Below are 25,066 nucleotides of genomic sequence, written 5' to 3' on the forward strand. Positions count from 1 at the left end.
ACTGACGCCACAGAGACAGCTTTTGTACCGGTCTTTTATTCAGACGATTTCTAAATGCTTTCTGCAATATCATAGAGCAGCCGTTCCGAATCATCCCATCCCAGACATGGATCCGTGATGGATTTTCCGTAGCAGTGCTCTCCTACCTTCTGACATCCTGGTTCCAGATAGCTTTCGATCATGACGCCCTTGACAAAATCTCTGATATCGTCTGAGTGGCGGCGGCTGTGCAGAACTTCCTTCACAATACGGATCTGCTCCATATACTGCTTGTTGGAATTGGAGTGGTTGGCATCTACAATGCAGGCAGGATTTTCAAGGCTGCGCTCTGAGTAGAGCTCCAGGAGCAGGCGCAGATCCTCATAGTGGTAATTGGGCAGGCACTGGTTATGCTTATTGACTGCACCGCGAAGAATACAGTGGGTAAGGGGGTTGCCCTTTGTCTTAACCTCCCAGCTTCTGTAGATAAATTCATGGCCGTGCTGTGCCGCGTGAACGGCATTTAACATGACAGAGAGAGCGCCGCTGGTGGGATTTTTCATACCCACGGGCACGTCAACGCCGCTGGAGACGAGGCGGTGCTGCTGGTTTTCCACTGAGCGGGCACCTACGGCAATGTATGATAAAAGATCAGACAGATAGGTCAGGTTATCCGGGTACAGCATCTCGTCTGCCGTGGAGAAGCCGGTTTCCGCTATGACGCGCATGTGGAGCTTGCGGATGGCAATTAACCCTTCGTGGAGGTCGGGCTTTTTCTCCGGGTTTGGCTGGTGAAGAAGGCCCTTGTATCCATCACCGGTTGTCCGGGGCTTGTTTGTGTAGATCCGGGGAATCAGGATCAGCTTGTCCTTAACTTTATCCTGAACTTTTGCAAGACGGGAAACATACTCACACACGGAGTCCTCCCGGTCTGCGGAGCAGGGGCCGATAATGACCAGAAATTTGCTGCTCTTTCCTGTAAACACATCTTTAATCTCTTCGTCTTTTCTGGCTTTCTCTGCCGCCAGAGCCGGAGCCAGCGGGAACTGGGCCCGGATTTCGTCCGGCGTGGGAAGTTTGCTGACATACTCAAATCCCATGGTTTAGTCCTCCTAAAATCGTAAGTATTCTTTAAGCAAAAGTAAATTGTAATTCACATGTGGCTACATTATAATATAGAAATCTGGATTCGGCAAGTGTATGACCGCGGGAAATTGCCCGGGCGTCAGACAGGCCGGAGCTTCTTCCTTTCTCTGAAAGAGACAGGCATACTGCCTGGCGGGTTCTGGGAAAAAGAGAAAAGAGCTGGGAAGAGACAAGAATGCAGAATGAATTAAGGAGAGCAGAAGGGTATTATGAAGAAGAAAACCTATGTATTGGCCGCAGTTCTGGCGGCGTTGAGCCTGAGTGCGTGCGCACCGGCATCAGAAAGCGGAGAACAGGCGACAGCGGATATGGAAGAGTCTGCACAGCAGGATACCACAGAGGCGCCTGAAACAGAGGAAGACACACAGGATAGCGAAGAGGCCGGAAGCTCCCAGGCGGAAGCTTCTGACGAAAAGCTCAATGAAATCTATGCGGCCGTGAAGGAAGCATATGGGGAGCGCTACATTCCCAGCATGGAGCTTGACAGTGAGATGCTGGAAAATATTTACGGGATCAGCAGAGACTGGTACGAGGCCTGCATTGCAGAGGGGCCGATGATCTCTGCCCATGTGGAAACATTCATGGGATTTAAGGCAGTGTCAGGACACGAGGAGGACATTGCGGCTGCCCTCTATGACTACAGGGATCAGCAGCTGACGGACGGAATGCAGTACCCCATGAATCTTCCCAAGCTGGAGGCATCCCAGGTTTTGGAGGAAGATGGATACGTGTTTTTTGTCATGCTCGGCTCAGCTGACACAGAGGCTGAAGAACAGGGAGAGGAAGCAGCTCTGGAATCGGCAAAGGCAAATAATCAGATCGGCGTTGATGTGATAGAGGGATTTTTTGCAGAATAGAAAACAGGCGCGGGGGCTCCGTCACCCGGATAACCCGCAGCCTTTGCAGGAGGAAGGGTAAATGGTATTTTCAAGCCTTCTGTTTTTATTCCGGTTTCTGCCGGCTGTGATACTGGCCTATTATTTGGTGCCCACAAGGCTTCGCAATGGCGTTCTCTTCATTGGAAGCCTTGTTTTTTATGGATGGGGAGAGCCCGTTTATATCACCCTGCTCCTGTTTTCCACCCTGGTGGATTTTTTTCACGGACAGCTGGTAGAACATTTTCAGAAGCAGGGAAGTATCAGGAGGGCCAGGATGGCGGTGGCCTCTTCGGTCATCATTAACCTGGGCCTTCTGTGCTTTTTTAAATACACCGATTTTCTGATCAGGAGCACAAACGAGATTCTGGGCACTCAGCTGCCTCTTCTGGGGCTGGCGCTTCCTGTGGGAATTTCTTTCTACACTTTTCAGACCATGTCTTATACCATTGACGTATACCGGGGAGAGGCGAAGGCGCAGAAGGACCTGATTGCTTTCGGAGCCTATGTTTCCATGTTTCCGCAGCTGATTGCAGGGCCCATCGTCCGCTATCACACGATAGCCCGGGAGCTGTCAGCAAGACAGGAGAGTCTCTCTCGGTTTTCCCTGGGAGTCAGGCGCTTCTGCATAGGACTCGGGAAAAAGGTGCTGATTGCAAACCAGGCGGGAGCTCTGTTCTCCGAAATTTCAGGGATGTTTGCAGATGACCGGAGTATTCTTCTGGTCTGGCTTGGCATTTTCGCCTTCGGAATGCAGATCTATTTTGACTTTTCAGGCTATTCAGATATGGCGGTAGGTCTGGGAGCCATGTTCGGCTTCCATTTTCCGGAAAATTTTCGTTACCCCTATACGGCCTCAAGCATTACAGAGTTCTGGAGAAGGTGGCATATTTCTCTCGGCACCTGGTTCAGGGAATATGTCTATATTCCCCTTGGCGGAAACAGAAGAGGGGTCAGAGTCCAGGTGAGGAATATTCTGATTGTATGGCTGCTCACAGGCATCTGGCACGGCGCAGGCTTCAATTTTCTCCTGTGGGGATTGTACTTCGGCGTCCTTCTGCTTGCGGAAAAGCTGTTTTTGAAAGGAATTCTGGAGAGGCTCCCGCGGGCGGCAGGCATTTTCTATGCACAGGTTCTTGTGATTCTGGGATGGGTGCTGTTTGCCTTTGAGGATATGGGGCAGATCGGCGTCTGGCTGTCTCAGATGGCTGGATTTTACCGCACGGCAGCAGGCAGCTTTCTTCCCCTGGCAACTGACAGGACGGTGTATCTTTTCCTGTCAAACCTGCTGCTCCTTGGGGCGGCAGTTCTGGGGGCAACGAGACTTCCGGCCCTTGGAGCCGGTTTCGCCATGAAGCTTCTGGAAAAAAAGAAGGGGGCGAGAGAGGTGCTGGAGCTTAGCTTCTGCCTGCTTCTGCTTTTATTTTCCACGGCCTTTCTGGTTAATGCCGGCTATAATCCGTTTTTGTATTTCAGATTCTGACAGGGAGGGCAGCCATGTCTGGCTGACCGGTGAGGAAGGGCGCGGGATTGCGGGAGAGGAGAGTGCAGGATGAGAGAAGAGCAAAAGCACAGACAGAAAAAAGGAAGGCAGGGACTGCCGCTCACAGCTGCTTTTCTGGGATTTCTGGCTGTGTTTGGGGCCGGCCTGGTCTTTCTTCCGGAGAAAGTATTTTCGGATACAGAGAACCGGTATCTGGCGCAGAAGCCGGAATGGACACCAGAGGCTTTTCTGGACGGCAGCTATGGGGAAGACTATGAGAAGTACCTTTCGGATCAGTTTCCGATGAGGGGAGGCCTGGTGGCTCTAAAGGCGCTGGCCCAGAGAAGTGCCGGAAAGGGAGATGTAAACGGCGTGTATTTTGGGAAGGACGGGTACTATATTGAGCGGTTTGACAGGGAGAAGCTCCTAAACGGGCAGCTTCAGAAAAATATTGCTTATCTGGCAAAGGCAGTCAGCAGTTTTGGGGAAAGCCTGGGGGAGGATCATGTCCGGGTGATGCTTGTACCGTCGGCGTCCCAGATTCTGACAGAGAAGCTGCCCGATTTTGCCGAGCCCTGGGATCAGACAGAGGTTTATGAGCTCCTTCGGGAGGCGGCATGGCGGGAAAATGCTGCCGGAAAAGGGAAGAGAGGAGAGGCACAGGACTGGCCCTCATGGCTTCTCAGGCCGGATCAGGTGCTTGCCGGGCACAGCGGGGAGGAACTGTACTACAGGACAGATCATCACTGGACTACGAAGGGAGCCTACTACGCCTTTTCCTGCTGGATGGACTCCATAGGGGAGAAGGCCCCCGACATGGAAAAATACGACAGAACTGTGGTGACAGAGGAGTTTCTGGGAACCATTCACTCGAAGTTAAATATTCCCATGAACCCTGACAGAATTGAGGTATGGACGCCTGCCGGTGCAGGAGAGTGGAATGGGGACAGCCAGTTTGAGGTATTTTACGACGGCGTTCCTGAGGCACACGGAAGTCTCTATGAGCCGGAACGGCTTAAAGGCAGAGACAAGTATGCGGTTTTTCTGGACGGCAACCACGCGCTGACAGAAATCGTGAACACAGAGGCCGCAGGGCACAGGCGGCTTCTGATCATAAAGGACTCCTACGCCCACTGCTTTGCCGCCTTTGCGGCTCCCTATTTTGAGCGGGTGTACATGGCTGATCTGCGGTACCTGAATCAGAAGCTGTCAGAGCTGTCTGAGGAAGAGAAGGTGACGGATGTGCTGGTGCTCTACCAGATACCGGGCTTTGCCAGCGACGAAAATGTTACAAAAATCGCCAGATAGGTGATAGTTTTGTAAAAAGAATTTAATAAATTTGCGGGGTACAGCTTGACGGAACGGAAGTTTCATATTAGAATAGAACAGAATAAAAACCGTTCAGGTTTTACCTATTTCTATGATTCAAAAAATTTTAAAAATTTTTTGAAATAAATGCAATAAAACATAAGTCTGTTGCATTAACTAATTGAACGGATGAAAATGATTTCTGTTTCTGGCAGACGGAAGACATACTATAACAACATATCAAGTTACTCGAAATTCCTTGATGCATTACACCCCGTTACAGGTATGTTTCCAAAGCAGTGCAGAAAATTTTCAAATACAGGCCATTCCAACCAACCAACCGGCCTGTAGGCGAATAAAAAAGACCGGGCTGAGAAATCAGTGCCGGTCTTTTTTATTCAATAGGAAATTTCATTTCCTATTGAATAAAAATGACGTTGATGCGCACTCGCGCGCAAGGTAAAAATTGCCTGAAGGCAACCGCGCTCGGCGCGAGTGTGCGCCAAGGCGCACACTTTTTTATACAGCAGGAAACGCTGTTCCCTGTTATATAAAAACGCTCCGCGGGGATCACACTGGGTTGGAGAGGAAAATGCCGCTTTTGCGGCCCGCCGCAGGCGGAGAATCCTGCGAGGCAGGATTCTTTTTTCTTTCGCTCAAGAAAGCAGTCGGCAGAATCCTTTGCTTCGAAATCAGGAGCGGGAGTGAAGGCAGTTTTCTGCTGCTATTTTTTTGTGTTGACAAGACTGGGGAAACAGGGTATAAATGTCAATGCAAAAGGGGGAACAGAAGATGAAAATAGAAAATGATCTGGGCCGGGATGATGTCCGGCTCCTTGTTATGAGAATTGCGATTCCGTCCATGCTGGCTCAGTTTGTCAGTGTGCTTTACAGCGTGGTGGACCGCATGTACATCGGAAATATTCCAGAGATAGGCGAGACTGCTCTGGCCGGCGTCGGCGTCTGCGGGCCGATTGTAACGCTCATCACGGCATTCGGCTCCCTGGTGGGAGTGGGAGGAGCGCCGCTGATGAGCATACGCCTGGGAGAGAAGGACGAAAAGGGAGCCTCTCAGATTCTTGCGAACTGCTTTCTGCTGCTTTCTGCGATTTCTCTCATTATCATGGCGGCAGCCCTGCTTCTGAAAAACAGGCTCCTTGTGTGGTTCGGGGCCAGTGAGGCCATTTTTCCCTATGCCAACGACTATATTACCATCTATCTTTTGGGAACGATTTTTGCCCTTCTGTCTATCGGCATGAACCAGTTTATCATCTGCCAGGGCTTTGCAAAGGTGGCGATGAAGTCGGTGATGCTGGGGGCAGTGGTCAATATTGTGCTGGATCCTGTTTTTATTTTCGGCTTTGACATGGGAGTGAAAGGCGGAGCTCTGGCTACGGTCATCTCTCAGATGGCTTCTGCCGCCTTCGTGCTTGCCTTCCTGTTTGGCAAACGGGTGCCGATCCGCATCACCTTCGGCAATTACCAGTGGAGAATTATGCGGAAGGTAATTTTTCTAGGGCTCTCACCCTTCCTTATCGTTGCCTTTGACAATGTGCTGGTTATCGCAATGAACGCCTCCCTCCAGCATTATGGAGGCCCGGAGGGGGATATGCTTTTGACCTGCAATACGATTGTCCAGAGCTTTATGCTGATGGTGACGATGCCCTTAGGCGGCATTACAGGGGGAACCCAGTCCATTCTCGGGTACAATTTCGGCGCGCGCAGATCCGACCGTGTGCTGGCGGCTCAGCAGTGGATTGTGACGCTGGCCCTCATCTTTACAGCGGTTATGTTTATCATTGCCCAGGCAGTTCCGCAGTATTTTGTCCGCATTTTTACGAGAGAGCCGGAGTATGTGGAGCTGACAGTCTGGGCCATTCGGGTATTTACGCTGGGCATCATTCCGCTGTCCATACAGTATGGGATTGTAGACGGCTATACGGGGATGGGAATTGCGCCTATTGCCATCTCGCTGTCGGCTTTCCGAAAGACGCTGTATCTGCTGGGAGTGTTTTTGATACCGATGATTTTTGGTGTAAGGGCTGTATTCTATACAGAGCCTTTCTCTGACTTTTTGGGAACTGCGGTCAGCATCGCTGTCTATCTGCTGACGATGAAAAAGATCCTGAGGAGAAGAGAAAACGGGGCCCTGTAGCAAGGCAGCAGAGGGAGAAAAGGTATGAAGGAAAACAAGTATGACGATCCTGTATTTTTTGAAAAATACAGCCAGATGGAGCGCTCAAAAAAGGGGCTGAAGGGGGCCGGAGAGTGGTCCGAGCTTGAAAAACTGCTTCCCGATTTCAGGGGGAAGAAAGTCCTTGACCTGGGCTGCGGCTATGGATGGCACTGCCGGTATGCAGCAGAGCACGGAGCCCTGTCTGTGCTGGGAACGGATCTGTCGGAAAAGATGCTGGGAAGGGCAAGGCAGATCAACAGCTGCGAAGGAGTTGAGTACCGCCTGACGGCTATGGAAGATTTGGAGTTTGATGACAGCTCCTTTGACGTGGTGCTGAGTTCTCTTGCATTTCATTATGTCCGTGATTTTCAGCCACTCGTCGGGAAGATCAGCCGCTTTTTAAAGCCGGGAGGGGATTTCGTGTTTTCTGTGGAGCACCCTGCATTTACCGCCTATGGAACCCAGGACTGGTATTACGGAGAGAATAAGGAGATCCTTCACTTTCCGGTGGACAATTATTACTATGAGGGGGCGAGGGAGGCAGTGTTTCTGGGGGAAAAGGTGACAAAGTATCACAGGACGCTGACCACCTATCTGAATACCCTTCTGGAATGCGGCTTCGAGCTGACACATATCGTAGAACCTCAGCCGCCGGAGGAGATGATGGGACTTCCCGGAATGAGAGATGAGATGCGAAGGCCAATGATGCTCCTTGCAGCGGCTGTGAAAAGACAGTAATCGGGTACAGGGAGCCGTACCTGGAAGACATTTGAAATCCGGGCTACGGAATGAGCCCCTGCTCCCTGTAGAAACGCTCGGCACCCGGGTGGAGCGGTATGGGAAGCTCGCTGTACATGAAGCCTTCATCAGACATGGGCTTCAGGAGAGCCTGCTCTTCTCCGAGAGCCACTCTGCTGGAATAGAGGATAGAGGTCAGCTCGTGAACCAGCTCCTCGTCCATGCTTTCGTCTACACAGACCAGACATTTGACGCCAAAGGAGTCCACATCCTCCGCCTGACCCTTATAGGTTCCGGCAGGGATCCTGGCCCGGTAATAGAAGCTGTTTTCAGACAGAATCTGGTTCAGTTCGCTGGCTGTGTATTTTAAAAGCCTTGAAGGTGCCTGGACAGACAGGTTATACAGGCCCTCGACGGGAGTTCCGGCAAAGCCGTGGACAGCGTCCAGGTTTCCCGCCAAAACCTGCTCTGCCCCGTACCCGATGCCTCCCCGCGTTTCAATTTCCGTGTTCTCCGGGGATATGCCAAGCAGGTCAAAGACAATGCGGGCAGAAAGGTCCGTATTTGATGCCTCAGGACCTACAGAGACACGGCTGCCCTTCAGATCATGAACGTAAAACAGAGAAGAGGAGTTCAGGGCCATCCAGTTGGAAATGCTGGAGTATACAGCCCCGATCGTCCGAAGCTCTGTCTGGGGGGCGGCTGAAAACTCGTGAGTTCCATGGAAGGCTGCATAGGCCGCATCACCGCTGACAAGGCCCAGATCAATCTGGCCTTCGCTCAGCATCTGGATATTGGTGTAGGATCCGGTAGAGGCGCATATATTTACATGGATATGCTCCGAAGTTGTTTCAATGGATTCGGCGATGGCCTCTCCGGCCGGGTACATGCTTCCTCCTCTGTCAGCTGTCCCAATGGTGAGAACAGTGATCGTGCTGTCTGGTTGTTCGTTCCCGCCGGAAAAGGCAGAGGAATACCCGTTAAGCGAGCATGAGCAGAGAAATGGGATCGCAATAAGGATGCCGATGACAGAACGGGCAGATATAGACATAAGGTGTATCAGGTGTTTCAATGGCAGTCCTCCCATTTTTTATGGCAGAACGGCTATGTGAAACAGTTTCTGCCGCCCTGCTGTAAGGTGAAATATTATTCATAACTATAACACAAAATTAACATTCGGAAAAGGGAAAATGAAATCAGAAAAAACGAAATTCCGTGAAAAGGAAATTCAGAAAAAAACATCAGAAAACTTCAGGAAGAAGAGAAAAAGAAAATCAGAGAAAGTATCGGAATACAGGAAAGTGCCCGCAGCCATTTGGATAGCTGCGGGCACTTTCCTTTTCCCTCTGGCAAAGAAAGATTCGGCACCGTCTTTATTTTCCTACGATTCCGCCGAAGACAGAGAGGAAAATCGGGTTGTAGATATCGTCAATGATAACGGCGAAGGACGGGTACAGTACCCAGGCAACATTATGCCAGCCATAGGCATCCATAACAGCCTTCTCATTTGCAACGGCATTCGGGCCGGAGCCGCAGCCCCATCCGCAGTTTCCGGCAGCCATGACAGCGGCGCCGTAGTCGCGTCCGAACATGTTGTAGGAGATAAAGATGGCAAACAGGGCCATTAATACTGCCTGAACGAGAAGGATAATTCCCATCTGTCCCGCAACAGGTGCAAGAGCCGTAATATCAATGGTCATCAGAACCAGAGCCAGGTACAGCTCGAGGAACATGTGCTCGATGGCATCCACCTCAGGAGTGTAGAACTTGATGTTCAATGCCTCCATCACATTCCTTGCGATAGCGCCGGCGAAGAGGCAGCCGATGAATTTCGGCATCTCGATCATCGGAATGTTGTCAAGGATACAGTAGATCGGCATTCCGAGAGCGGCAACCAGCAGACACATGGCAAACATGGAAATCATGCGGCTGTTGTTTAAGGGGATTACTTCGCCTGTCTTTGCGGACTCCGGCTTGTCATTAGGGTCAGCCTTTAATTTGTGATGTGTGATCAGGAAGGCAGCCACAGGACCGCCGATTAAGGAACCCATGATATTTCCGCAGGTTCCGGCTGCCACGCCGATGGTAGTGGCGTTGGGGGCTCCCCACTCCTCGAAGATCGCGCCGAAAGCGGATGCAGTTCCCACGCCGCCGGACATGGATGCGGAAGAGCACTGAAGGGCTAACAGCGGGTGAAGGCCGATGGCATTTCCCACCAGCACGCCGACAATATCCTGCAGGGTGATTAAAAGACATGCGGCAACGGCAATCATGATACAAAGCTTGCCGCCGGCATGTTTAATCATTTTCAGGCTGAAGCCGAAGCCGACGCACAGGAAGAACAGGTTCTGGCACAGATCCTGCATGATTTTCGTATCAAAGGAGATGCCGACAATACCTGCCCCCTTGATGGCGGACACGATGATGGAAAAGATGATTCCGGATACAACGGGCGCCGGGATTGCATACTTGCGCAAAAGCGCAGAATGTGCAACGATCGCGCGGCCTGCAAAGATTACAATGGCCGCGAAGCCCAGGGTGGTCAGATACTCAAACTTGAACGATGCCACAGCGCCGTCGGCAGCAGGAGTATATGTACCAAAGTAGCTTAAAATTGCTTCCATAACAGTTCCCTCCGTTTCTCTATGTTATGAATGTGTTAAAAATTTATAAATAAAATATAAAGAAACAGAAAAGGAAAGTCAATTTATGTAACTATTGACAGGCTTTCGTAACTAAAGTACATGGCCGGAGCAGGTATATTTGATGGAGGGCCGGCCGCCGGTCTGGTAATCCACGGAGCTTACAATCTCCCCTATTTCCAGCATATAGTTCATATAGCGGCGAATGGTTATCCGGGATAAGTGCACCTGCTCGGCAATCTGTTCACTGGAAAAGAGCTCGCCGGGCCTGCTTTTCAGAAAATTCCGGATCAGGGTCAGAGTAGTTTCGCTTAAGCCCTTGGCAAGTTCTGTCTGGCAGGAGGGGGAAGCCGGCTGCGCATGGGAGAGCAGCCGGTCAATCTCTGCCTGATTCAGCTCAGGAGAGCCGTCCAGACAGCTTCTGGTCTGTGCAAAGCGGGAGAGGGCCTGGCGAAATCTTGACCGCTCAAAGGGCTTAACCAGATAGTCCAGCACGCCCCGGGAGAGAAGCTCCTGGACAATGGCAGAGTCGCCGGCAGATGTGACCATGATAACGGAGGGCGCCTTTCCCATGCTGTGCAGCCGGTCAATAAATTCCTGCCCGGTCATCAGCGGCATGTAGTAATCCAGGATAATCAGATCCACCTCCTCTCTGCTCAGCCAGGAAAGCGCATCCTGACCGGATTTAAAGATCTGCTTTACAGAAAAGGAGGGCTCCAGCTCCACATACTGGCGGTTGATGGAAGCCACCATCGGATCATCCTCTACGATAATTACTGAATACATGTTTCGTTCTCCTTTTGCGTGAAGGTGAGGGTAATCACTGTTCCCTCTCCCTCCTCTGTTTCTATAGTAAGCTCTCCCCTGCGGCGCTCGGCAATATCCTTTATAAGGAACAGGCCAAGGCCCCGGCTTTCACCTTTTGTGGACACCCCCTTGTCACAGATGCGCTCAGCCAGCTCTCTGCAGATGCCGCGTCCTGTATCTTCGCAGACAATCAGGTTAAAATCCCTCCGACAGAAAAGGGAGAGTTTGATTTCCTTTATTGCCCTGTCTGCATTGTCCGGGTCTGCCAGCTCCTCCACGGCATTTTCCAGGAGGTTTCCCACTACGGTAATCATTTCCTCGCTGGGAATCAGCAGATCGTGCTCCAGGCAGATGCTGTCGGGAGAGAGGGACAGGCGGATCCCAAGCTCCGCCGCGTGCATCATTTTTCCGATAATCAGGGCGCAGATGGAAGATACGCGGATGCGCTCAGCAGTTTCTCTGACAGCCTGGCTGGATACAAGGCTGCTGTTCATGATAAAGGTGATAGCCTTTTTTGTTTCTCCTGTCTGCAGATAGCCCAGGATGACGTGGAGCTTGTTCATAAACTCATGGTTAAAGGCACGCAGCGTATCCAGGGTTGCGCGGGTTCCGGACAGCTCGTCCGACATTCGCAGCACCTCGGTTCTGTCGTTCAGCACCATGAGGACGCCCTTCATGGAATCCTTCCTTATAATGGGAATTGTCTTAATGAGAAGGGTACGGCTGCCGACATTTGAGATCAGGCCGGAGACAGAGGCGGTTTTGAAGCTGTCCGCCAGGACTCGGCTTTCCTGAGCTTTCTCAGCGTCAGTCCCTGACGACATAATTTTTTGTACCGGCTGTTTTTTCAGCTCACGGGATGCCTCTGCCCCGGACCGGGAATCATCATCGGACAGCAGGCGGGAAAAATCTGTATCTGGAAACAGTGCAGACAGCTGTTTTCCCTCCAGACTGCCGGACGTACGGCTGCCGCAGAACAGATCGGACGCCGCCTGATTTGCAAACAGAACCCTGCCGGAAGGATCGGCGGCTATGAGCCCTTCCTCCAGGGAGCCCAGAACCGCATCCTGACGGATGTAGATGTCTAACAGCTCCTCCGGCTCGTGGCCCATCAGCCTTCCCTGCAGCAAAACCACAACGCCTCTCGACAGAAGCAGGCTTACAAGAAGCATAAAGGCCAGCACCGTCAGATACAGGGTGACAATGCGCTTCTGGCTGTCAGACAGATGGGCGGTAAAAACTGAGGCCATCACATACCCGATGATGGAGCCCGAGTCATCCTGAATGGAGTGAAAAGCGCGGCGCTGGGTGCCGAGGGAGCCGTAGCCGGTGGTAATATAGGGCGGACTTCCGGCCAGAACCGCCGCCTCGTCTCCATCTGTGACTGTCTCACCGGTCGTATTGCGGTCCGTGTGGTAAAAGCGCAGTCCGTTCTTGTCGCAGATGAGCACCACATTCAGGTTGGCCGTATTTCTGCACAGGGAGTCCAGATCCCGGCGAAGGGACTCAGAGGGATATCCCATCTGAAGCATATCAGCTACCTGGGGCATGGAGGCGATGTAGGCAGCGGTTCCGCTGATGGTGGAATCTACCTCCTTTCTCTGCCTGGTAATATCATAATACATGGTAATGCCCAGCGAGAGCAGCAGGAGAACTGCGGAGACGGCGAAAAAACTGCGGGAGAGGGTAGTCTCCAGCGTCGTCTTTTTTTTCTTTTTGCAGGCACTGCTGTGAGTTCTCCGGACAGAATTTTTTATTCTGAAAAGATTTAAATTGCTGAAATTCACCTGTTTCACATCCTGTTTTTCAGAGTGCGGGCATAATTTTCCCGCCAGCTAGAGATGATATAAATTATATAGAAAAGAAAGCAGGGGTGCAACAGAAAAAGGACCGACTTTTCTCTCACACAGACACTGTATAAACATATGTAAAAGGGAGGTGTAAATTTTATAAAAGATCAAAAAACCCCTTGCTATTTCTGGTAGAATTAGGTACAATACAGAGTAGGTTGATTATTATTTAACAATCCTATTAACCATCATGAAATAAAATTCTTAGGAGGAATGAAATCATGGCAGTAAAAGTTGCAATTAATGGTTTTGGACGTATCGGTCGTCTTGCATTCAGACAGATGTTTGACGCAGAGGGGTATGAGGTAGTTGCTATCAACGACTTAACAGATCCGAAGATGTTAGCTCACTTATTAAAATATGACTCTTCTCAGGGCAGATATGAGGGACACACAGTTGAGGCCGGAGAGGGCTCCATCACAGTTGACGGAAAGAAGATTACAATCTACGCAAAGGCAAACGCTGCAGAGCTTCCATGGGGAGAGCTGGGTGTAGATGTGGTTCTGGAGTGTACAGGCTTCTACACATCCAAGGCAAAGGCACAGGCTCACATCGATGCAGGTGCTAAGAAAGTCGTTATCTCCGCACCGGCCGGAAACGATCTGCCGACTATCGTATACAACGTAAACCACAAGACATTAACAAAGGATGATACAATCATCTCCGCTGCTTCCTGTACAACAAACTGCCTGGCTCCTATGGCAAAGGCTCTGAACGACTACGCTCCGGTTCAGTCCGGCATCATGTCCACCATCCATGCATACACAGGTGATCAGATGATCCTCGACGGACCGCACAGAAAAGGCGACTTAAGAAGAGCCAGAGCAGGCGCTGTGAATATCGTTCCGAACTCCACAGGCGCTGCAAAGGCCATCGGTCTTGTAATTCCTGAGTTAAACGGAAAGTTAATCGGCTCCGCTCAGCGTGTTCCGGTTCCGACAGGTTCCACCACAATCTTAACCGCAGTTGTTAAGGGCAAAGATATCACAAAAGAGGGCATCAACGCAGCTATGAAGGCAGCTGCCACAGAGTCCTTCGGATACAACGAGGAGGAGATCGTATCTTCCGATATCATCGGCATCCGCTACGGTTCCTTATTCGATGCTACACAGACCATGGTTTCCAAGGTAGATGAGGACACATACCAGGTACAGGTAGTTTCCTGGTACGACAACGAGAACTCCTACACAAGCCAGATGGTTCGCACAATCAAGTACTTCGCTGAGTTAAACTAATCACTGAGCGCAGATAACCTGATAGGATTCACGACAGAGGTGGTCCGGTCCGTCCTGGACCGGGCCGCCTCTTTTCCGTTGGGAAGCTGTCTGAAGCAGCCTTCCGGCGGCAGGCCGTATCAGGCCTGACAGAGCGGAATATGAAAAAGAAAGGAGCATTTACCCATGCTTAACAAAAAATCAGTGGACGATATTAACGTAAAGGGAAAGAGAGTCCTGGTGCGCTGCGATTTCAATGTACCGTTAAAGGACGGAAAAATCACAGACGAAAACCGCCTTGTAGCAGCTCTTCCCACCATTAAGAAATTAATCAGCGACGGAGGAAAGGTCATTCTCTGCTCCCACCTTGGAAAGCCGAAGGGAGAGCCGAAGCCGGAGCTTTCTCTGGCACCGGTTGCTGTCCGCCTCTCTGAGCTGCTGGGCCAGGAGGTGAAGTTTGCCGCTGATCCCGAAGTTGTAGGGCCGAATGCAAAGGCAGCCGCAGAGGCTATGAAGGACGGCGATGTGATCCTTCTTGAGAACACACGCTACAGAGCAGAGGAGACAAAAAACGGAGAGGCATTCAGCAAAGAGCTGGCTTCCCTCTGCGACGTATATGTAAACGACGCTTTCGGTACAGCTCACCGCGCTCACTGTTCCAATGTAGGTGTGACACAGTACGTGGACACAGCGGTTGTGGGCTACTTAATGCAGAAGGAGATTGATTTCCTGGGCAATGCGGTGGACAATCCGGTTCGTCCCTTCGTTGCCATCCTGGGCGGGGCAAAGGTTGCGGATAAGTTAAATGTTATCTCCAACCTGCTTGAAAAGTGCGATACGCTGATCATCGGCGGCGGCATGGCATTTACCTTCTTAAAGGCTGAGGGCAAGGAGATCGGAAGCTCTCTGGTAGATGATACAAAGCTCGACTACTGCCGTGAGATGCTTGCAAAGGCTGAGAAGCTCGGAAAGAAGATCCTGCTTCCTGTAGACGCCGCTGTGGCAGCCTCCTTCCCGAACCCCATTGATGCTCAGATCGAGGTGAAGAACGTATCTGCAGACGCGATTCCGGCAGATATGATGGGACTCGACATCGGAACAGAGTCCGCCAAGCTCTTTGCAGATGCTGTAAAGTCTGCCAAGACAGTTGTGTGGAACGGACCGATGGGCGTATTTGAGAACCCGGTTCTTGCAAAGGGAACCATCGAGGTGGCGAAAGCTTTAGCTGAGACAGATGCCACTACCATTATCGGCGGCGGTGACTCTGCTGCAGCTGTAAACCAGTTAGGCTTCGGAGACAAGATGACGCACATCTCCACAGGCGGCGGTGCATCCTTAGAGTTCCTTGAGGGCAAGGAGCTTCCAGGCGTAGCGGCTGCAAATGACAAATAGCATATAACGGGGTATCTTCAGACTTCGTGTGCAGACTGTTCCCGAGGCAGCCGGGGGTTCTTTCGGACAGCCTCGGGAAATATTCCGGTATTCAGGAGGAAAGTAAAATGGCAAGAAAGAAAATTATCGCAGGCAACTGGAAGATGAACATGACTCCATCTGAGGCAGTTGAACTTGTAAATACATTAAAACCACTGGTGGCAAATGATGAGGTGGACGTAGTGTTCTGTGTTCCGGCCATCGACATTATCCCGGCTATGGAAGCTGCAAAGGGAACCAATATCCAGATCGGTGCAGAAAATATGTATTTCGAGGAGAAAGGAGCCTTCACAGGCGAGATTTCCCCGAACATGCTGGTGGACGCAGGCGTTAAGTATGTCATTATCGGACACTCTGAGAGAAGAGAATACTTTGCAGAGACGGACGAGACAGTAAACAAGAAGGTATTAAAGGCCTTTGAGCACGGAATCACCCCGATTATCTGCTGCGGAGAGTCTTTAACACAGAGAGAGCAGGGAATCACCATCGACTGGATTCGCCAGCAGATTAAGATTGCCTTCTTGAATGTAACAGCAGAGCAGGCCAAAACGGCAGTGATCGCATACGAGCCAATCTGGGCCATCGGAACCGGCAAGGTAGCTACCACAGAGCAGGCTGAGGAGGTCTGCGCAGCTATCCGCAAGTGCATCGGCGAGATTTACGACGAGGCTACAGCAGAGGCAATCCGTATCCAGTACGGCGGCTCTGTGTCTGCTGCATCTGCTCCGGAGCTGTTTGCGCAGCCGGATATCGACGGCGGACTGGTAGGAGGAGCTTCTCTGAAGCCAGACTTCGGTCAGATCGTAAACTACAATAAATAGTCAGACTCACTGTAATATACAGAGGAAGAGACTGCAGGCAAAAAGTGCGTACAGAATGAGCAAAAGGGCAGGAAACCATCAGCAGGATCCAGCGGACGGTTTTTCTGTCCTTTTAGCATTGGTGAAATTCCTGAAAATTCTCCTGAAAATCTTAAGATGTTTTTCATTGATACGTTTGCCGCTGTGTGGTATACTATCTTCCAAATTCGGCTGCTGCAAAAGAGGAGGATGGATGATGGACAAACTGAAACGGCTGCTGATAGTAGTAGATATGCAGAATGATTTTATCGACGGAGCGCTGGGAACAGCAGAGGCTGCTGCGATTGTGCCGGCGGTCAGGAAAAAGATTGAGGAATATCAGGGAGAGGACTGTGAGATCCTGTTTACCATGGACACTCACTACGAAAATTATCTGGAAACACTTGAGGGAAAGAAGCTCCCGGTCGTCCACTGCAGGAAAGGGACAAAGGGCTGGGAACTCAGCCCGGAGATCGGGGAATTCGAGGGAAGGAGATTTGAGAAGCCTTCTTTTGGAAGTGTTGAGCTGGCCCGGTATGTGGGCGCCGGAGAGTACGAGTCTGTGGAGTTAGTCGGACTGTGCACAGACATCTGCGTTATCTCAAACGCCATGCTGATCAAGGCTGTGCTGCCGGGAACCCCTGTCCGTGTGGATTCTGCCTGCTGTGCAGGTGTGACTCCTGAGAGCCACAGAAATGCCCTTGAGGCCATGAAAATGTGCCAGATCGATGTAAAATAGCAGAAAATACTGCTGAGAAAGCTGCCGGAATTATAGAGACTGCTTATATTTCCGGACAGCTTTTTTGATCCCGCTCTCTGGGAGACTCCGGCATCATACTCAGCAGCAAAGGGCTCAGGCCCTCCGGTTAGATTACACGGTGTTCAAGGGCCGCGTAAGGGGCCAGTTCTGCCATCAGAGATTCAAACTCCCGGAAGGTCAGAGACTGGGGGCCGTCAGAGAGAGCCTTCTCGGGGCATGGGTGAACCTCAATCATGAGTCCGTCTGCGCCGGCGGCAACAGCAGCCTTCGCCATGGGAGCCACATAGGCGCGCACACCTGTGGCGTGGCTCGGATCCACGATAACAGGCAGATGTGTTTTCTGGCGGAGCACAGGCACAGCGCTCAGATCCAGGGTGTTTCTGGTAGCGCTCTCAAAGGTGCGGATGCCGCGCTCACAGAGGATGACATTGGGATTTCCCTCTGACATAATGTACTCGGAGGCATTGAGCCATTCGTCTATGGTGGCGGCCAGTCCCCTTTTCAGGAGAACGGGAAGTCCTGTCTTTCCGGCTTCTTTCAGAAGTTCAAAGTTCTGCATATTTCTGGCTCCGATCTGGAGCAGATCCACATATTTGACTGCCTCCTCGATGGCCCGGGGACTTGTCACCTCGCAGATTACGGACAGACCTGTGGCATCCCGTGCCTCCTTCATATACTTTAATCCCTCTGTCTCAAGCCCCTGAAAGGAGTAGGGGGAGGTGCGGGGCTTAAAGGCGCCGCCGCGCAGAATGCGCGCACCCGCCTTTTTTACTGCGAAGGCCGTCTCGAGAAGCTGGCTGAAGCTCTCCACCGCGCAGGGGCCGGCCATTACCGTGAGGCTTTCCGGACCGATCTGAGTGCTGGAAAGAGAGACCGCGGTAGGTTCCGGGTGAAATTTTCTGTTTGCCAGTTTGTAGGATTCGGTGACAGCTACCACCTTGTCGACGCCGTCAGCAATTTCCAGGTTGATGCCCTTCAGCTTTGTCTTATCTCCCACAACGCCGATGATGGTGACTTCTGTCCCCCGGGAGAGATGGACATCCAGTCCCTGGCTTTCGATCTGCTGGGATATCTTTTTTATATTGTCGTCTGTGGCTGTGGGTTTCATAATTACGATCATATCGGTACCTCTCTGTTCTGCTTTTTACCTGTGTCTGCTATGGGGCCTATTGTAGAGCAGAAAGTGGGTTCTGTCAACGATTTATTGAGTTAAACTTTAAAAGTGCAGTGTGAAGAATATAAACGAGAGGAGGAAAGAAGACATCCGGTGTCTCGGTCTTGCGAGAGAAAGGGTGTACAGAGAGAAGCGATTGTTTCCAGTAAGAAAGGAGTAAAAGTTTGAATGGATATTTAGCGCTCATTGGAGCTGTAATTGTAATCTGCGTATTGTTAAACCGGTTTGCCCAGAAACTTCCGGTTCCGTCGCTGCTGATTTTTATTGGCCTTGGCATGTGCTTTGGCGTAAATGGAATTTTGGGGATTCCCTTCGATGATTACCAGATATCAGAGCAGATCTGCTCTGTCTGCCTTCTGTTTGTAATGTTTTACGGCGGCTTCGGCACGAATCTGAAGGCGGCCAGGCCAGTGGCCGCAAAGGCGGTGCTCCTGTCCACGGCCGGGGTTGCGCTGACAGCCGGCTTCGTAGGGCTGTTTGTGAGATTTGTCCTGGGACTTGAATGGCTGGAGAGCTTTCTGATCGGCTCGGTTATCGCGTCTACGGATGCCGCCTCTGTGTTCAATATCCTGAAAACACAGAAGCAGGACCTGAAGGACAATACAGCTTCCCTGCTGGAGCTGGAATCCGGTTCCAACGATCCCTTCTCCTATATGCTGACCGTTCTTTTTGTGTCAATGATGAAAGGAGAAACCGTCTCCGTTCCCCTGCTGCTGGCCGGACAGATTCTGATAGGAGCCCTGTTTGGCCTGGCAATCGGGCGTCTGGCTGTATTTTTGCTGGTAAAATGTGATTTTTATATGGAACAGGGAAAGACTATCTTTGTATTTGCCGTGGCCATACTTGCATATGCTCTCCCCTCTGCGCTGGGAGGAAACGGCTATCTGAGCGTATATCTGTGCGGCATACTCATGGGAAATTATGCGCTGCCTGAGAAAAAGGAACTGGTTCATTTCTTTGACGCCGTGACGGGGATTGGGCAGATGATGATTTTCTTCCTGCTGGGCCTGCTGGTAACCCCAGCTCAGCTGCCTCAGGTATTCGTGCCGGCACTTGCGATTATGGCATTCCTCACCCTTGCGGCAAGACCTCTGGCATCGGCCATACTGCTGCTGCCCATGGGCTCGGGACTTCGGCAGATTGGAGTCGTATCCTGGGCAGGACTGAGGGGAGTGGCCTCCATTGTGTTCGCCATCTATGCCGTCTTAGGAGGAATTTCCACCCAGTATAACCTGTTCAACCTGGTATTCTGCATTGTTATCCTGTCTCTCGGGATTCAGGGAACGCTGCTTCCCAGAGTGTCGAAGGCTCTTGACATGATTGACAGCAACCAGGATGTCAGAAAGACATTTAACGACTATCAGGAGGAGAGTGACGTCAGCTTTGTCAAGATGCATATATATCCTGGGCACAGGATGGTGGGGCTGCCGTTAAAGGAGCTTCCGATTATGCCGGATTTTTTAGTGGCTCTGATACTGAGGAAAGATCAGACTCTGGTACCGGACGGAAATACGGTTATCGAGGAGGGGGATCTGCTGATTATGGCAGCAGAGCAGTTTGAAGACAGGGATAACCTGTCTATGAAGGAGATCAATCTGGAGCGGGGAAACCGGTGGATAGGAAAGACACTCCGGGAGATTTCCACCCCCCGGGGAACTCTGATTGTGCTGATCAAGAGAAATGGTGAGACGATTATCCCGGGAGGAGACACAAGGCTCAGGGAAGGGGACAGCCTGGCGGTGGCAAGGTTTTAAGGCGCAGCTGAACCTGCATGAATTTGATAAAAATTTATCATTACCCCATTGAAAGTTGCAGACAAATCATGTAAAATAAAGAGCTGAAGGGGCAGCCGTTCCGGAGTCTGAAAGAGGAAGAGAGGATATGGCCGCCGCCTGCCAAGATGTGGAGAGAACCGCTGCAGGCCGCGTTCTGTTCTGGAAAACAGAGGCAGGGCAGCTGGGATATTAAAGGAGAATAATTATGAGCAGAAAACCAACGGTATTAATGATTCTCGACGGTTATGGATTAAATGAGAGCTGCGAGCACAACGCAGTATGCGAGGCTAGGACACCTGTAATGGATCAGTTAGAGAGCCAGTGCCCGTTTGTGAAGGGATATGCCAGCGGAATGGCAGTGGGACTTCCGGACGGACAGATGGGAAACTCCGAGGTTGGCCATCTGAATATGGGAGCGGGACGCATTGTCTATCAGGAGCTCACAAGAATCACAAAGTCCATACAGGACGGAGATTTCTTTGAGATCCCGGAGTTCCTGCAGGCAGTTGAAAACTGCAGGAAGAATGATTCTGCCCTCCACCTGTTCGGCCTTGTGTCAGATGGAGGCGTTCACAGCCATAACGGACATATCTACGGACTTTTAGAGCTGGCTAAGAGAAACGGGCTTAAAAAGGTATTTGTGCACTGCTTCTTAGACGGCCGTGACACGCCGCCTGCATCGGGAAAGAGCTTTGTGGCAGAGCTTGAGGAGAAGATGAAGGAGCTTGGCGTCGGAAAGGTAGCCTCTGTAATGGGACGCTACTATGCTATGGACCGTGATAAAAACTGGGACAGAAATAAACTGGCCTACGATGCCATGACAAAGGGAGAGGGAAACAAAGCGGAGAGCGCAGAGGAGGCGATCCAGGCCTCCTACGACAGCGAGAAGTTTGACGAATTTGTGATTCCCACTGTGATCACAGAGAACGGAAGCCCGGTGGGACTGATTCAGGACAAGGATTCTGTTATCTTCTACAATTTCCGTCCAGACCGCGCAAGACAGATTACCAGGGCATTCTGTGACGATGAATTTACAGGCTTTGCTCGGGAAAAACGCCTGGATCTGGTATTTGTATGCTTTACAGATTACGATGAGACGATTGGAAATAAGCTGGTAGCCTTCAAGAAGGAGGTTATTACCAATACGTTCGGAGAGTTCCTGGCCTCCCATGGGAAGACACAGGCAAGAATCGCCGAGACGGAGAAATACGCCCATGTTACCTTCTTCTTCAACGGCGGCGTTGAGGAGCCCAATGAGGGCGAGGACAGGATTCTGGTTCCGTCTCCCAAGGAGGTTCCGACTTACGACTTAAAACCGGAGATGAGCGCGCCGATCGTATGTGAGAAACTGGTGGAGGCTATCAAATCCGGAAAGTACGACGTTGTGATTGTAAACTTCGCAAATCCCGATATGGTCGGCCACACAGGCGTGGAGGACGCTGCCATCCGGGCTATTGAGGCAGTGGACGAGTGTGTCGGAAAGACGGTGGATGCGGTAAAGGAGATGGGAGGCGTTCTGTTTATCTGCGCCGACCACGGAAACGCTGAGGTGATGGTGGATCCGGAGACAGGAAAACCGTGGACTGCCCACACGACGAATCCTGTTCCCTTCCTTCTGGTAAATGCAGACGCGTCCTATGGGCTGAGAGAGGGCGGCTGCCTGGCAGACATTGCTCCGACTCTGATTGAGCTTATGGGAATGGAGCAGCCGAAAGAGATGACAGGGAAATCCCTCCTGATCAAAAAGTAAACAAAAGAGTTTGAATAACGGACAGAAAACCTCGGATGCCCATTTTACAAGGGTTTCCGAGGTTTCTTTATGCCTGTTGGCTCTGCTTCTTTGGTGAATACTGGATTTTTAACGGGTATCATGATACCTGTTCTATTTCTTTTTGCGTAGTTTTAATATAATATTGTTCTGCTTAGCAGTTTTTTGAAGTAAACTGGCTGCATGAGCGGATTTAAAAAAAAGGTGTGAAGCAAAATGGAATGACTGTAGCGTAATGTTACGCTTTAGAGCATTTGGAACGCTTATTTTATGAGGGTTTAAGAGTGCCAAAATGGCGTGGGCGATATTTTGTACCTATATCGCTTAAATCCAGCTTTTACTGCGTAACAGGAATAATTAGCGGTTATCTGCATAAAATTTTAATGGGAAGTTCTATTGACTTTCCTCTTTGCACTTGCTAGAATGTAGGTACAAAGAAAGTTTACCACTGACCGATATGTGGTATATAAATGGTCGGGTTGAAAGTATAGTCCTTCGCCGCAAGGCGAGGGACTTTTTCCATAATGAGGATAGCCAGTTCAATTTATCCGCCGAGGAGGAAGTAAAGAAGCTGGTGGCTTCTGCGGTTACACTGCTGCAGAAAGCCATCAGCTTTTTGCCATACAGCAGGAAGGTTCTGCAGAAAAAAAGTTTTCCCTGCAGTGCTTCCATTTGACAGAATAATACGGTAGAATAGATTTAAACGCAGCCAGACGGGACAGGAGCAGAGGGACAGAAATCAGCGTTTTGGAAAAAACGGGGCTGCCGACAGGAGGATGAAAGATGAGAACAGCGATTGTGACAGACAGCAACAGCGGAATTACCCAGAGACAGGCAGAACGGCTGGGAATCCACGTGCTGCCCATGCCTTTTATGATTGATGGGAAAACCTACTTTGAGGATATCGATCTGACACAGCAGGAGTTTTATGAAAAAATGAATGCAGGGGCTGATATAAGCACTTCGCAGCCATCTCCGGAAGACGTGACGAAGCTCTGGGATGAGGTTTTGAAAAACTGGGATGAGATTGTGCACATCCCTATGTCCAGCGGGCTTTCGGGGGCCTGCCAGACTGCGATGATGCTGGCTGAGGACTACGGCGGGAAGGTGCATGTGGTTGACAACCACAGGATTTCCGTAACGCAGAGACAGTCTGTGCTGGATGCGATCGAGCTTGCCAGAGCCGGAAAGGACGGGGCAGAGATTAAGAGAAGACTGGAGGAGACCCAGAAAGATTCGGTTATTTATGTCACGGTGGATACGCTCAAATACCTGAAAAAGGGAGGGCGTATTACGTCAACGGCCGCCGCTCTGGGAACGCTTCTGAAAATCAAGCCTGTGCTCATTATCCTGGGAAAGAAGCTGGATGCATTTTCCAAGGCCAGGACGATGAAGCAGGCCAAAAGCATTATGATTTCCGCCATTCAGAAGGATTTAAAGGAGAGGCTGGGAGATGAGCTGTGCCAGAATACACATCTGGAAATTGCCCATACGCAGAATGACGAGGCAGCCTTGGCTCTGAGCGGCGAGCTGAAGGAACTGTTTCCTAAGGCGGATATCTATGTGGATCACCTGTCCCTCAGTGTCGCCTGCCACATAGGGCCGGGGGCGCTTGCCATTGCAGCGACCAGGAGGCTGGAGGAATAGATGGGAGGAGGCACTTTTAAGACAGGGAAAAGGAGATGGCCGTTCCATGCCGTCAGTATGAGGATTCCTCTGGCAGTCTGCATTCTGGCTCTCAGCATTCTGCCTCTCATGCTCCAGTCGAGAATGCTGGCGGGGAGTATGCGCCAGAGTCTTGTGGAAGATCAGATGATCAACGCTCAGAACAAATGCCTGATTCTGATCAACCGTCTGGTAAGCTCTGACTATGTGGGCAATACAGCCAAGAATCCGATTATCGACACAGAGCTGTCTGTGACGGCAGAGATGTTTAATGGAAGAATTGTCATCGTCGACAGGGATTTTAAGATTATTGCTGATACTTTTAATCTGGCAGAGGGAAAGCTCAACATTTCCCAGGAGGTGCTGAAAGCCTACTCAGGGGAGGAGCAGAGCAGTTACAACAGAAAGAAGGATTATTTTTCTCTGGCTTTCCCGATACCGGGGAAAGACGAAAACGAGAGCGCTGAAGGTGTTCTCCTGCTGACGGCTTCAACAGAAAATATCGATCTGCTGGAAGCCCGGGTAACAGAAAAGATAACCTTTTTCCAGCTTGTGGTTTTCTGGGTGGTGGCTGTGTTTGGACTTCTGGCTGCCGGACTGCTGCTGAAGCCGTTTATCAGGCTGAAAAAGGTGCTGGGGGCTGTGGCAGAGGGAGATCTGGAGCAGGATATCAGAGTGGACACCTACAGGGAAACCAAGGAGATCTCGGAAGCGGTCAGCCAGACCCTCAGAAAACTGAAGGCGGTGGATCAGTCCAGACAGGAGTTTGTTTCCAATGTGTCCCATGAGCTGAAGACTCCTATCACATCCATCCGGGTGCTGGCGGATTCGCTGATGGGGATGGAGGATGTGCCAGAAGAACTTTACCGGGAATTTCTCTCTGACATCTCTGACGAGATCGACAGGGAGAGCAAGATTATCGACGATCTCCTGACTCTGGTGAAGGCAGATAAGTCAAACGCAGAGCTGAACGTGGAGCAGATCAATATCAACGGGCTTCTGGAGCAGATTCTGAAACGGCTCAGGCCTATTGCCAAAAAGCGGAATATTGAGCTGGTGCTTGAAAGCATCCGTGAGGTTTCGGCCGATGTGGACGAGGTGAAACTGTCTCTGGCCCTCAGCAACCTGGTGGAAAACGCAGTGAAGTACAATCACGAGGAAGGCTGGGTTCACGTGACCCTGGATGCAGATCACAAATTTTTCTACGTGAAGGTTTCCGACAATGGAATCGGCATCTCTCAGGAGGATCAGGAGCATGTGTTTGAGCGGTTCTACCGGGTGGACAAGGCCCGATCCAGAGAAACGGGAGGGACAGGCCTTGGACTTGCCATCACAAAAAGCATTATCCTCATGCACCAGGGAGCGATCAAACTGCAGAGCAAAGAAGGGGAGGGAACCACATTCACGGTCCGCATTCCTCTCAACTACATTCCATAG

General features: G+C 51.0%; 19 protein-coding genes. 13 read left to right on the plus strand and 6 right to left on the minus strand.

The window, feature by feature from the left end; all coding sequences use genetic code 11:
• Positions 1 to 50: 50 nt before the first annotated feature.
• The gene (locus LK436_RS07470) at positions 51 to 1,079 is read right to left on the minus strand and encodes a 3-deoxy-7-phosphoheptulonate synthase (protein ID WP_008398969.1); all 1,029 of its coding nucleotides are present in this window, start codon (positions 1,077 to 1,079) and stop codon (positions 51 to 53) included.
• Between the two features lie 255 nt (positions 1,080 to 1,334).
• On the opposite strand from LK436_RS07470, the gene LK436_RS07475 reads away from it, so the two are divergent.
• The 5 genes from LK436_RS07475 to LK436_RS07495 all read left to right on the plus strand — a co-directional run bounded on the left by LK436_RS07475 (position 1,335) and on the right by LK436_RS07495 (position 7,704).
• Entirely contained in the window at positions 1,335 to 1,982 is a 648-nt protein-coding gene (locus LK436_RS07475) for a DUF4358 domain-containing protein (RefSeq protein WP_008398967.1), read from the plus strand.
• 61 nt (positions 1,983 to 2,043) lie between these two features.
• Positions 2,044 to 3,483 carry an MBOAT family O-acyltransferase gene (locus tag LK436_RS07480; protein WP_008398966.1) on the plus strand — a complete coding sequence of 480 codons (1,440 nt, stop codon included), beginning with the start codon at positions 2,044 to 2,046 and terminating at the stop codon, positions 3,481 to 3,483.
• Between the two features lie 69 nt (positions 3,484 to 3,552).
• Positions 3,553 to 4,791 (plus strand): DHHW family protein, encoded by a 1,239-nt coding sequence (locus LK436_RS07485; protein ID WP_008398965.1) that lies wholly within the window; start codon positions 3,553 to 3,555, stop codon positions 4,789 to 4,791.
• Between the two features lie 792 nt (positions 4,792 to 5,583).
• On the plus strand, positions 5,584 to 6,945 hold the full coding sequence (locus tag LK436_RS07490; RefSeq protein WP_015544689.1) for an MATE family efflux transporter: 1,362 nt from the start codon (positions 5,584 to 5,586) through the stop codon (positions 6,943 to 6,945).
• 24 nt (positions 6,946 to 6,969) lie between these two features.
• Positions 6,970 to 7,704 (plus strand): class I SAM-dependent methyltransferase, encoded by a 735-nt coding sequence (locus LK436_RS07495; RefSeq protein WP_008398963.1) that lies wholly within the window; start codon positions 6,970 to 6,972, stop codon positions 7,702 to 7,704.
• Positions 7,705 to 7,747: 43 nt separating this feature from the next.
• Here the strand turns inward: LK436_RS07495 and LK436_RS07500 are convergent, their stop codons facing one another.
• The 4 genes from LK436_RS07500 to LK436_RS07515 all read right to left on the minus strand — a co-directional run bounded on the left by LK436_RS07500 (position 7,748) and on the right by LK436_RS07515 (position 12,940).
• Complete coding sequence (locus tag LK436_RS07500) at positions 7,748 to 8,776, minus strand: TAXI family TRAP transporter solute-binding subunit (RefSeq protein ID WP_227910186.1); 1,029 nt, start codon at positions 8,774 to 8,776, stop codon at positions 7,748 to 7,750.
• 301 nt (positions 8,777 to 9,077) lie between these two features.
• Complete coding sequence (locus LK436_RS07505; protein ID WP_008398961.1) at positions 9,078 to 10,328, minus strand: sodium/glutamate symporter; 1,251 nt, start codon at positions 10,326 to 10,328, stop codon at positions 9,078 to 9,080.
• A gap of 111 nt (positions 10,329 to 10,439) precedes the next feature.
• Positions 10,440 to 11,132, minus strand: a complete 693-nt coding sequence (locus LK436_RS07510) for a response regulator (RefSeq protein WP_008398960.1) — start codon at positions 11,130 to 11,132, stop codon at positions 10,440 to 10,442.
• Positions 11,120 to 12,940, minus strand: a complete 1,821-nt coding sequence (locus tag LK436_RS07515) for a sensor histidine kinase (RefSeq protein WP_227910187.1) — start codon at positions 12,938 to 12,940, stop codon at positions 11,120 to 11,122. The genes LK436_RS07510 and LK436_RS07515 overlap by 13 nt, the downstream gene beginning before the upstream one ends.
• A gap of 284 nt (positions 12,941 to 13,224) precedes the next feature.
• Here LK436_RS07515 and gap point away from each other — a divergent pair, with 284 nt between their 5' ends.
• The 4 genes from gap to LK436_RS07535 all read left to right on the plus strand — a co-directional run bounded on the left by gap (position 13,225) and on the right by LK436_RS07535 (position 17,226).
• On the plus strand, positions 13,225 to 14,238 hold the full coding sequence (gap, locus tag LK436_RS07520) for a type I glyceraldehyde-3-phosphate dehydrogenase (protein ID WP_008398957.1): 1,014 nt from the start codon (positions 13,225 to 13,227) through the stop codon (positions 14,236 to 14,238).
• Positions 14,239 to 14,403: 165 nt separating this feature from the next.
• A complete protein-coding gene (locus LK436_RS07525) occupies positions 14,404 to 15,609 on the plus strand; it encodes a phosphoglycerate kinase (RefSeq protein ID WP_008398955.1) in 1,206 nt (401 codons plus the stop codon).
• 107 nt (positions 15,610 to 15,716) lie between these two features.
• Positions 15,717 to 16,469 carry a triose-phosphate isomerase gene (tpiA, locus tag LK436_RS07530; RefSeq protein ID WP_015574332.1) on the plus strand — a complete coding sequence of 251 codons (753 nt, stop codon included), beginning with the start codon at positions 15,717 to 15,719 and terminating at the stop codon, positions 16,467 to 16,469.
• Between the two features lie 235 nt (positions 16,470 to 16,704).
• The gene (locus tag LK436_RS07535; RefSeq protein WP_015574333.1) at positions 16,705 to 17,226 is read left to right on the plus strand and encodes a cysteine hydrolase family protein; all 522 of its coding nucleotides are present in this window, start codon (positions 16,705 to 16,707) and stop codon (positions 17,224 to 17,226) included.
• A 127-nt stretch (positions 17,227 to 17,353) separates the two neighbouring features.
• On the opposite strand, the gene aroF is transcribed toward LK436_RS07535, so the two are convergent.
• Positions 17,354 to 18,367, minus strand: coding sequence for a 3-deoxy-7-phosphoheptulonate synthase (gene aroF / locus LK436_RS07540; RefSeq protein ID WP_008398952.1), 1,014 nt, complete (start codon positions 18,365 to 18,367; stop codon positions 17,354 to 17,356).
• A 218-nt stretch (positions 18,368 to 18,585) separates the two neighbouring features.
• Between aroF and LK436_RS07545 the strand changes: the two genes are divergently transcribed.
• The 4 genes from LK436_RS07545 (at position 18,586) to LK436_RS07560 (ending at position 25,066) form a co-directional block, all read left to right on the plus strand.
• Entirely contained in the window at positions 18,586 to 20,175 is a 1,590-nt protein-coding gene (locus LK436_RS07545) for a potassium/proton antiporter (RefSeq protein WP_008398950.1), read from the plus strand.
• A gap of 226 nt (positions 20,176 to 20,401) precedes the next feature.
• Positions 20,402 to 21,946, plus strand: a complete 1,545-nt coding sequence (gene gpmI / locus LK436_RS07550; protein ID WP_015574334.1) for a 2,3-bisphosphoglycerate-independent phosphoglycerate mutase — start codon at positions 20,402 to 20,404, stop codon at positions 21,944 to 21,946.
• 801 nt (positions 21,947 to 22,747) lie between these two features.
• Complete coding sequence (locus LK436_RS07555; protein ID WP_008398947.1) at positions 22,748 to 23,611, plus strand: DegV family protein; 864 nt, start codon at positions 22,748 to 22,750, stop codon at positions 23,609 to 23,611.
• Positions 23,612 to 25,066, plus strand: coding sequence for a sensor histidine kinase (locus LK436_RS07560; protein ID WP_008398946.1), 1,455 nt, complete (start codon positions 23,612 to 23,614; stop codon positions 25,064 to 25,066).

Origin of the sequence: Clostridium sp. M62/1 (assembly GCF_020736365.1) — a bacterium.
In the GTDB taxonomy this organism is placed as follows: Bacteria; Bacillota; Clostridia; order Lachnospirales; family Lachnospiraceae; genus Otoolea; species Otoolea saccharolyticum_A.

Bases quoted from the DNA above. Each gene is read 5' to 3' on its own strand.
- LK436_RS07555 (WP_008398947.1), top strand. From the start codon at position 22,748: ATGAGAACAGCGATTGTGACAGACAGCAACAGCGGAATTACCCAGAGA.
- LK436_RS07480 (WP_008398966.1), top strand. From the start codon at position 2,044: ATGGTATTTTCAAGCCTTCTGTTTTTATTCCGGTTTCTGCCGGCTGTG.
- gpmI (WP_015574334.1), top strand. From the start codon at position 20,402: ATGAGCAGAAAACCAACGGTATTAATGATTCTCGACGGTTATGGATTA.
- gap (WP_008398957.1), top strand. From the start codon at position 13,225: ATGGCAGTAAAAGTTGCAATTAATGGTTTTGGACGTATCGGTCGTCTT.
- LK436_RS07560 (WP_008398946.1), top strand. From the start codon at position 23,612: ATGGGAGGAGGCACTTTTAAGACAGGGAAAAGGAGATGGCCGTTCCAT.
- LK436_RS07525 (WP_008398955.1), top strand. From the start codon at position 14,404: ATGCTTAACAAAAAATCAGTGGACGATATTAACGTAAAGGGAAAGAGA.
- tpiA (WP_015574332.1), top strand. From the start codon at position 15,717: ATGGCAAGAAAGAAAATTATCGCAGGCAACTGGAAGATGAACATGACT.
- LK436_RS07470 (WP_008398969.1), bottom strand. From the start codon at position 1,079: ATGGGATTTGAGTATGTCAGCAAACTTCCCACGCCGGACGAAATCCGG.
- LK436_RS07535 (WP_015574333.1), top strand. From the start codon at position 16,705: ATGGACAAACTGAAACGGCTGCTGATAGTAGTAGATATGCAGAATGAT.
- LK436_RS07510 (WP_008398960.1), bottom strand. From the start codon at position 11,132: ATGTATTCAGTAATTATCGTAGAGGATGATCCGATGGTGGCTTCCATC.
- LK436_RS07485 (WP_008398965.1), top strand. From the start codon at position 3,553: ATGAGAGAAGAGCAAAAGCACAGACAGAAAAAAGGAAGGCAGGGACTG.
- aroF (WP_008398952.1), bottom strand. From the start codon at position 18,367: ATGATCGTAATTATGAAACCCACAGCCACAGACGACAATATAAAAAAG.
- LK436_RS07495 (WP_008398963.1), top strand. From the start codon at position 6,970: ATGAAGGAAAACAAGTATGACGATCCTGTATTTTTTGAAAAATACAGC.
- LK436_RS07505 (WP_008398961.1), bottom strand. From the start codon at position 10,328: ATGGAAGCAATTTTAAGCTACTTTGGTACATATACTCCTGCTGCCGAC.
- LK436_RS07490 (WP_015544689.1), top strand. From the start codon at position 5,584: ATGAAAATAGAAAATGATCTGGGCCGGGATGATGTCCGGCTCCTTGTT.
- LK436_RS07475 (WP_008398967.1), top strand. From the start codon at position 1,335: ATGAAGAAGAAAACCTATGTATTGGCCGCAGTTCTGGCGGCGTTGAGC.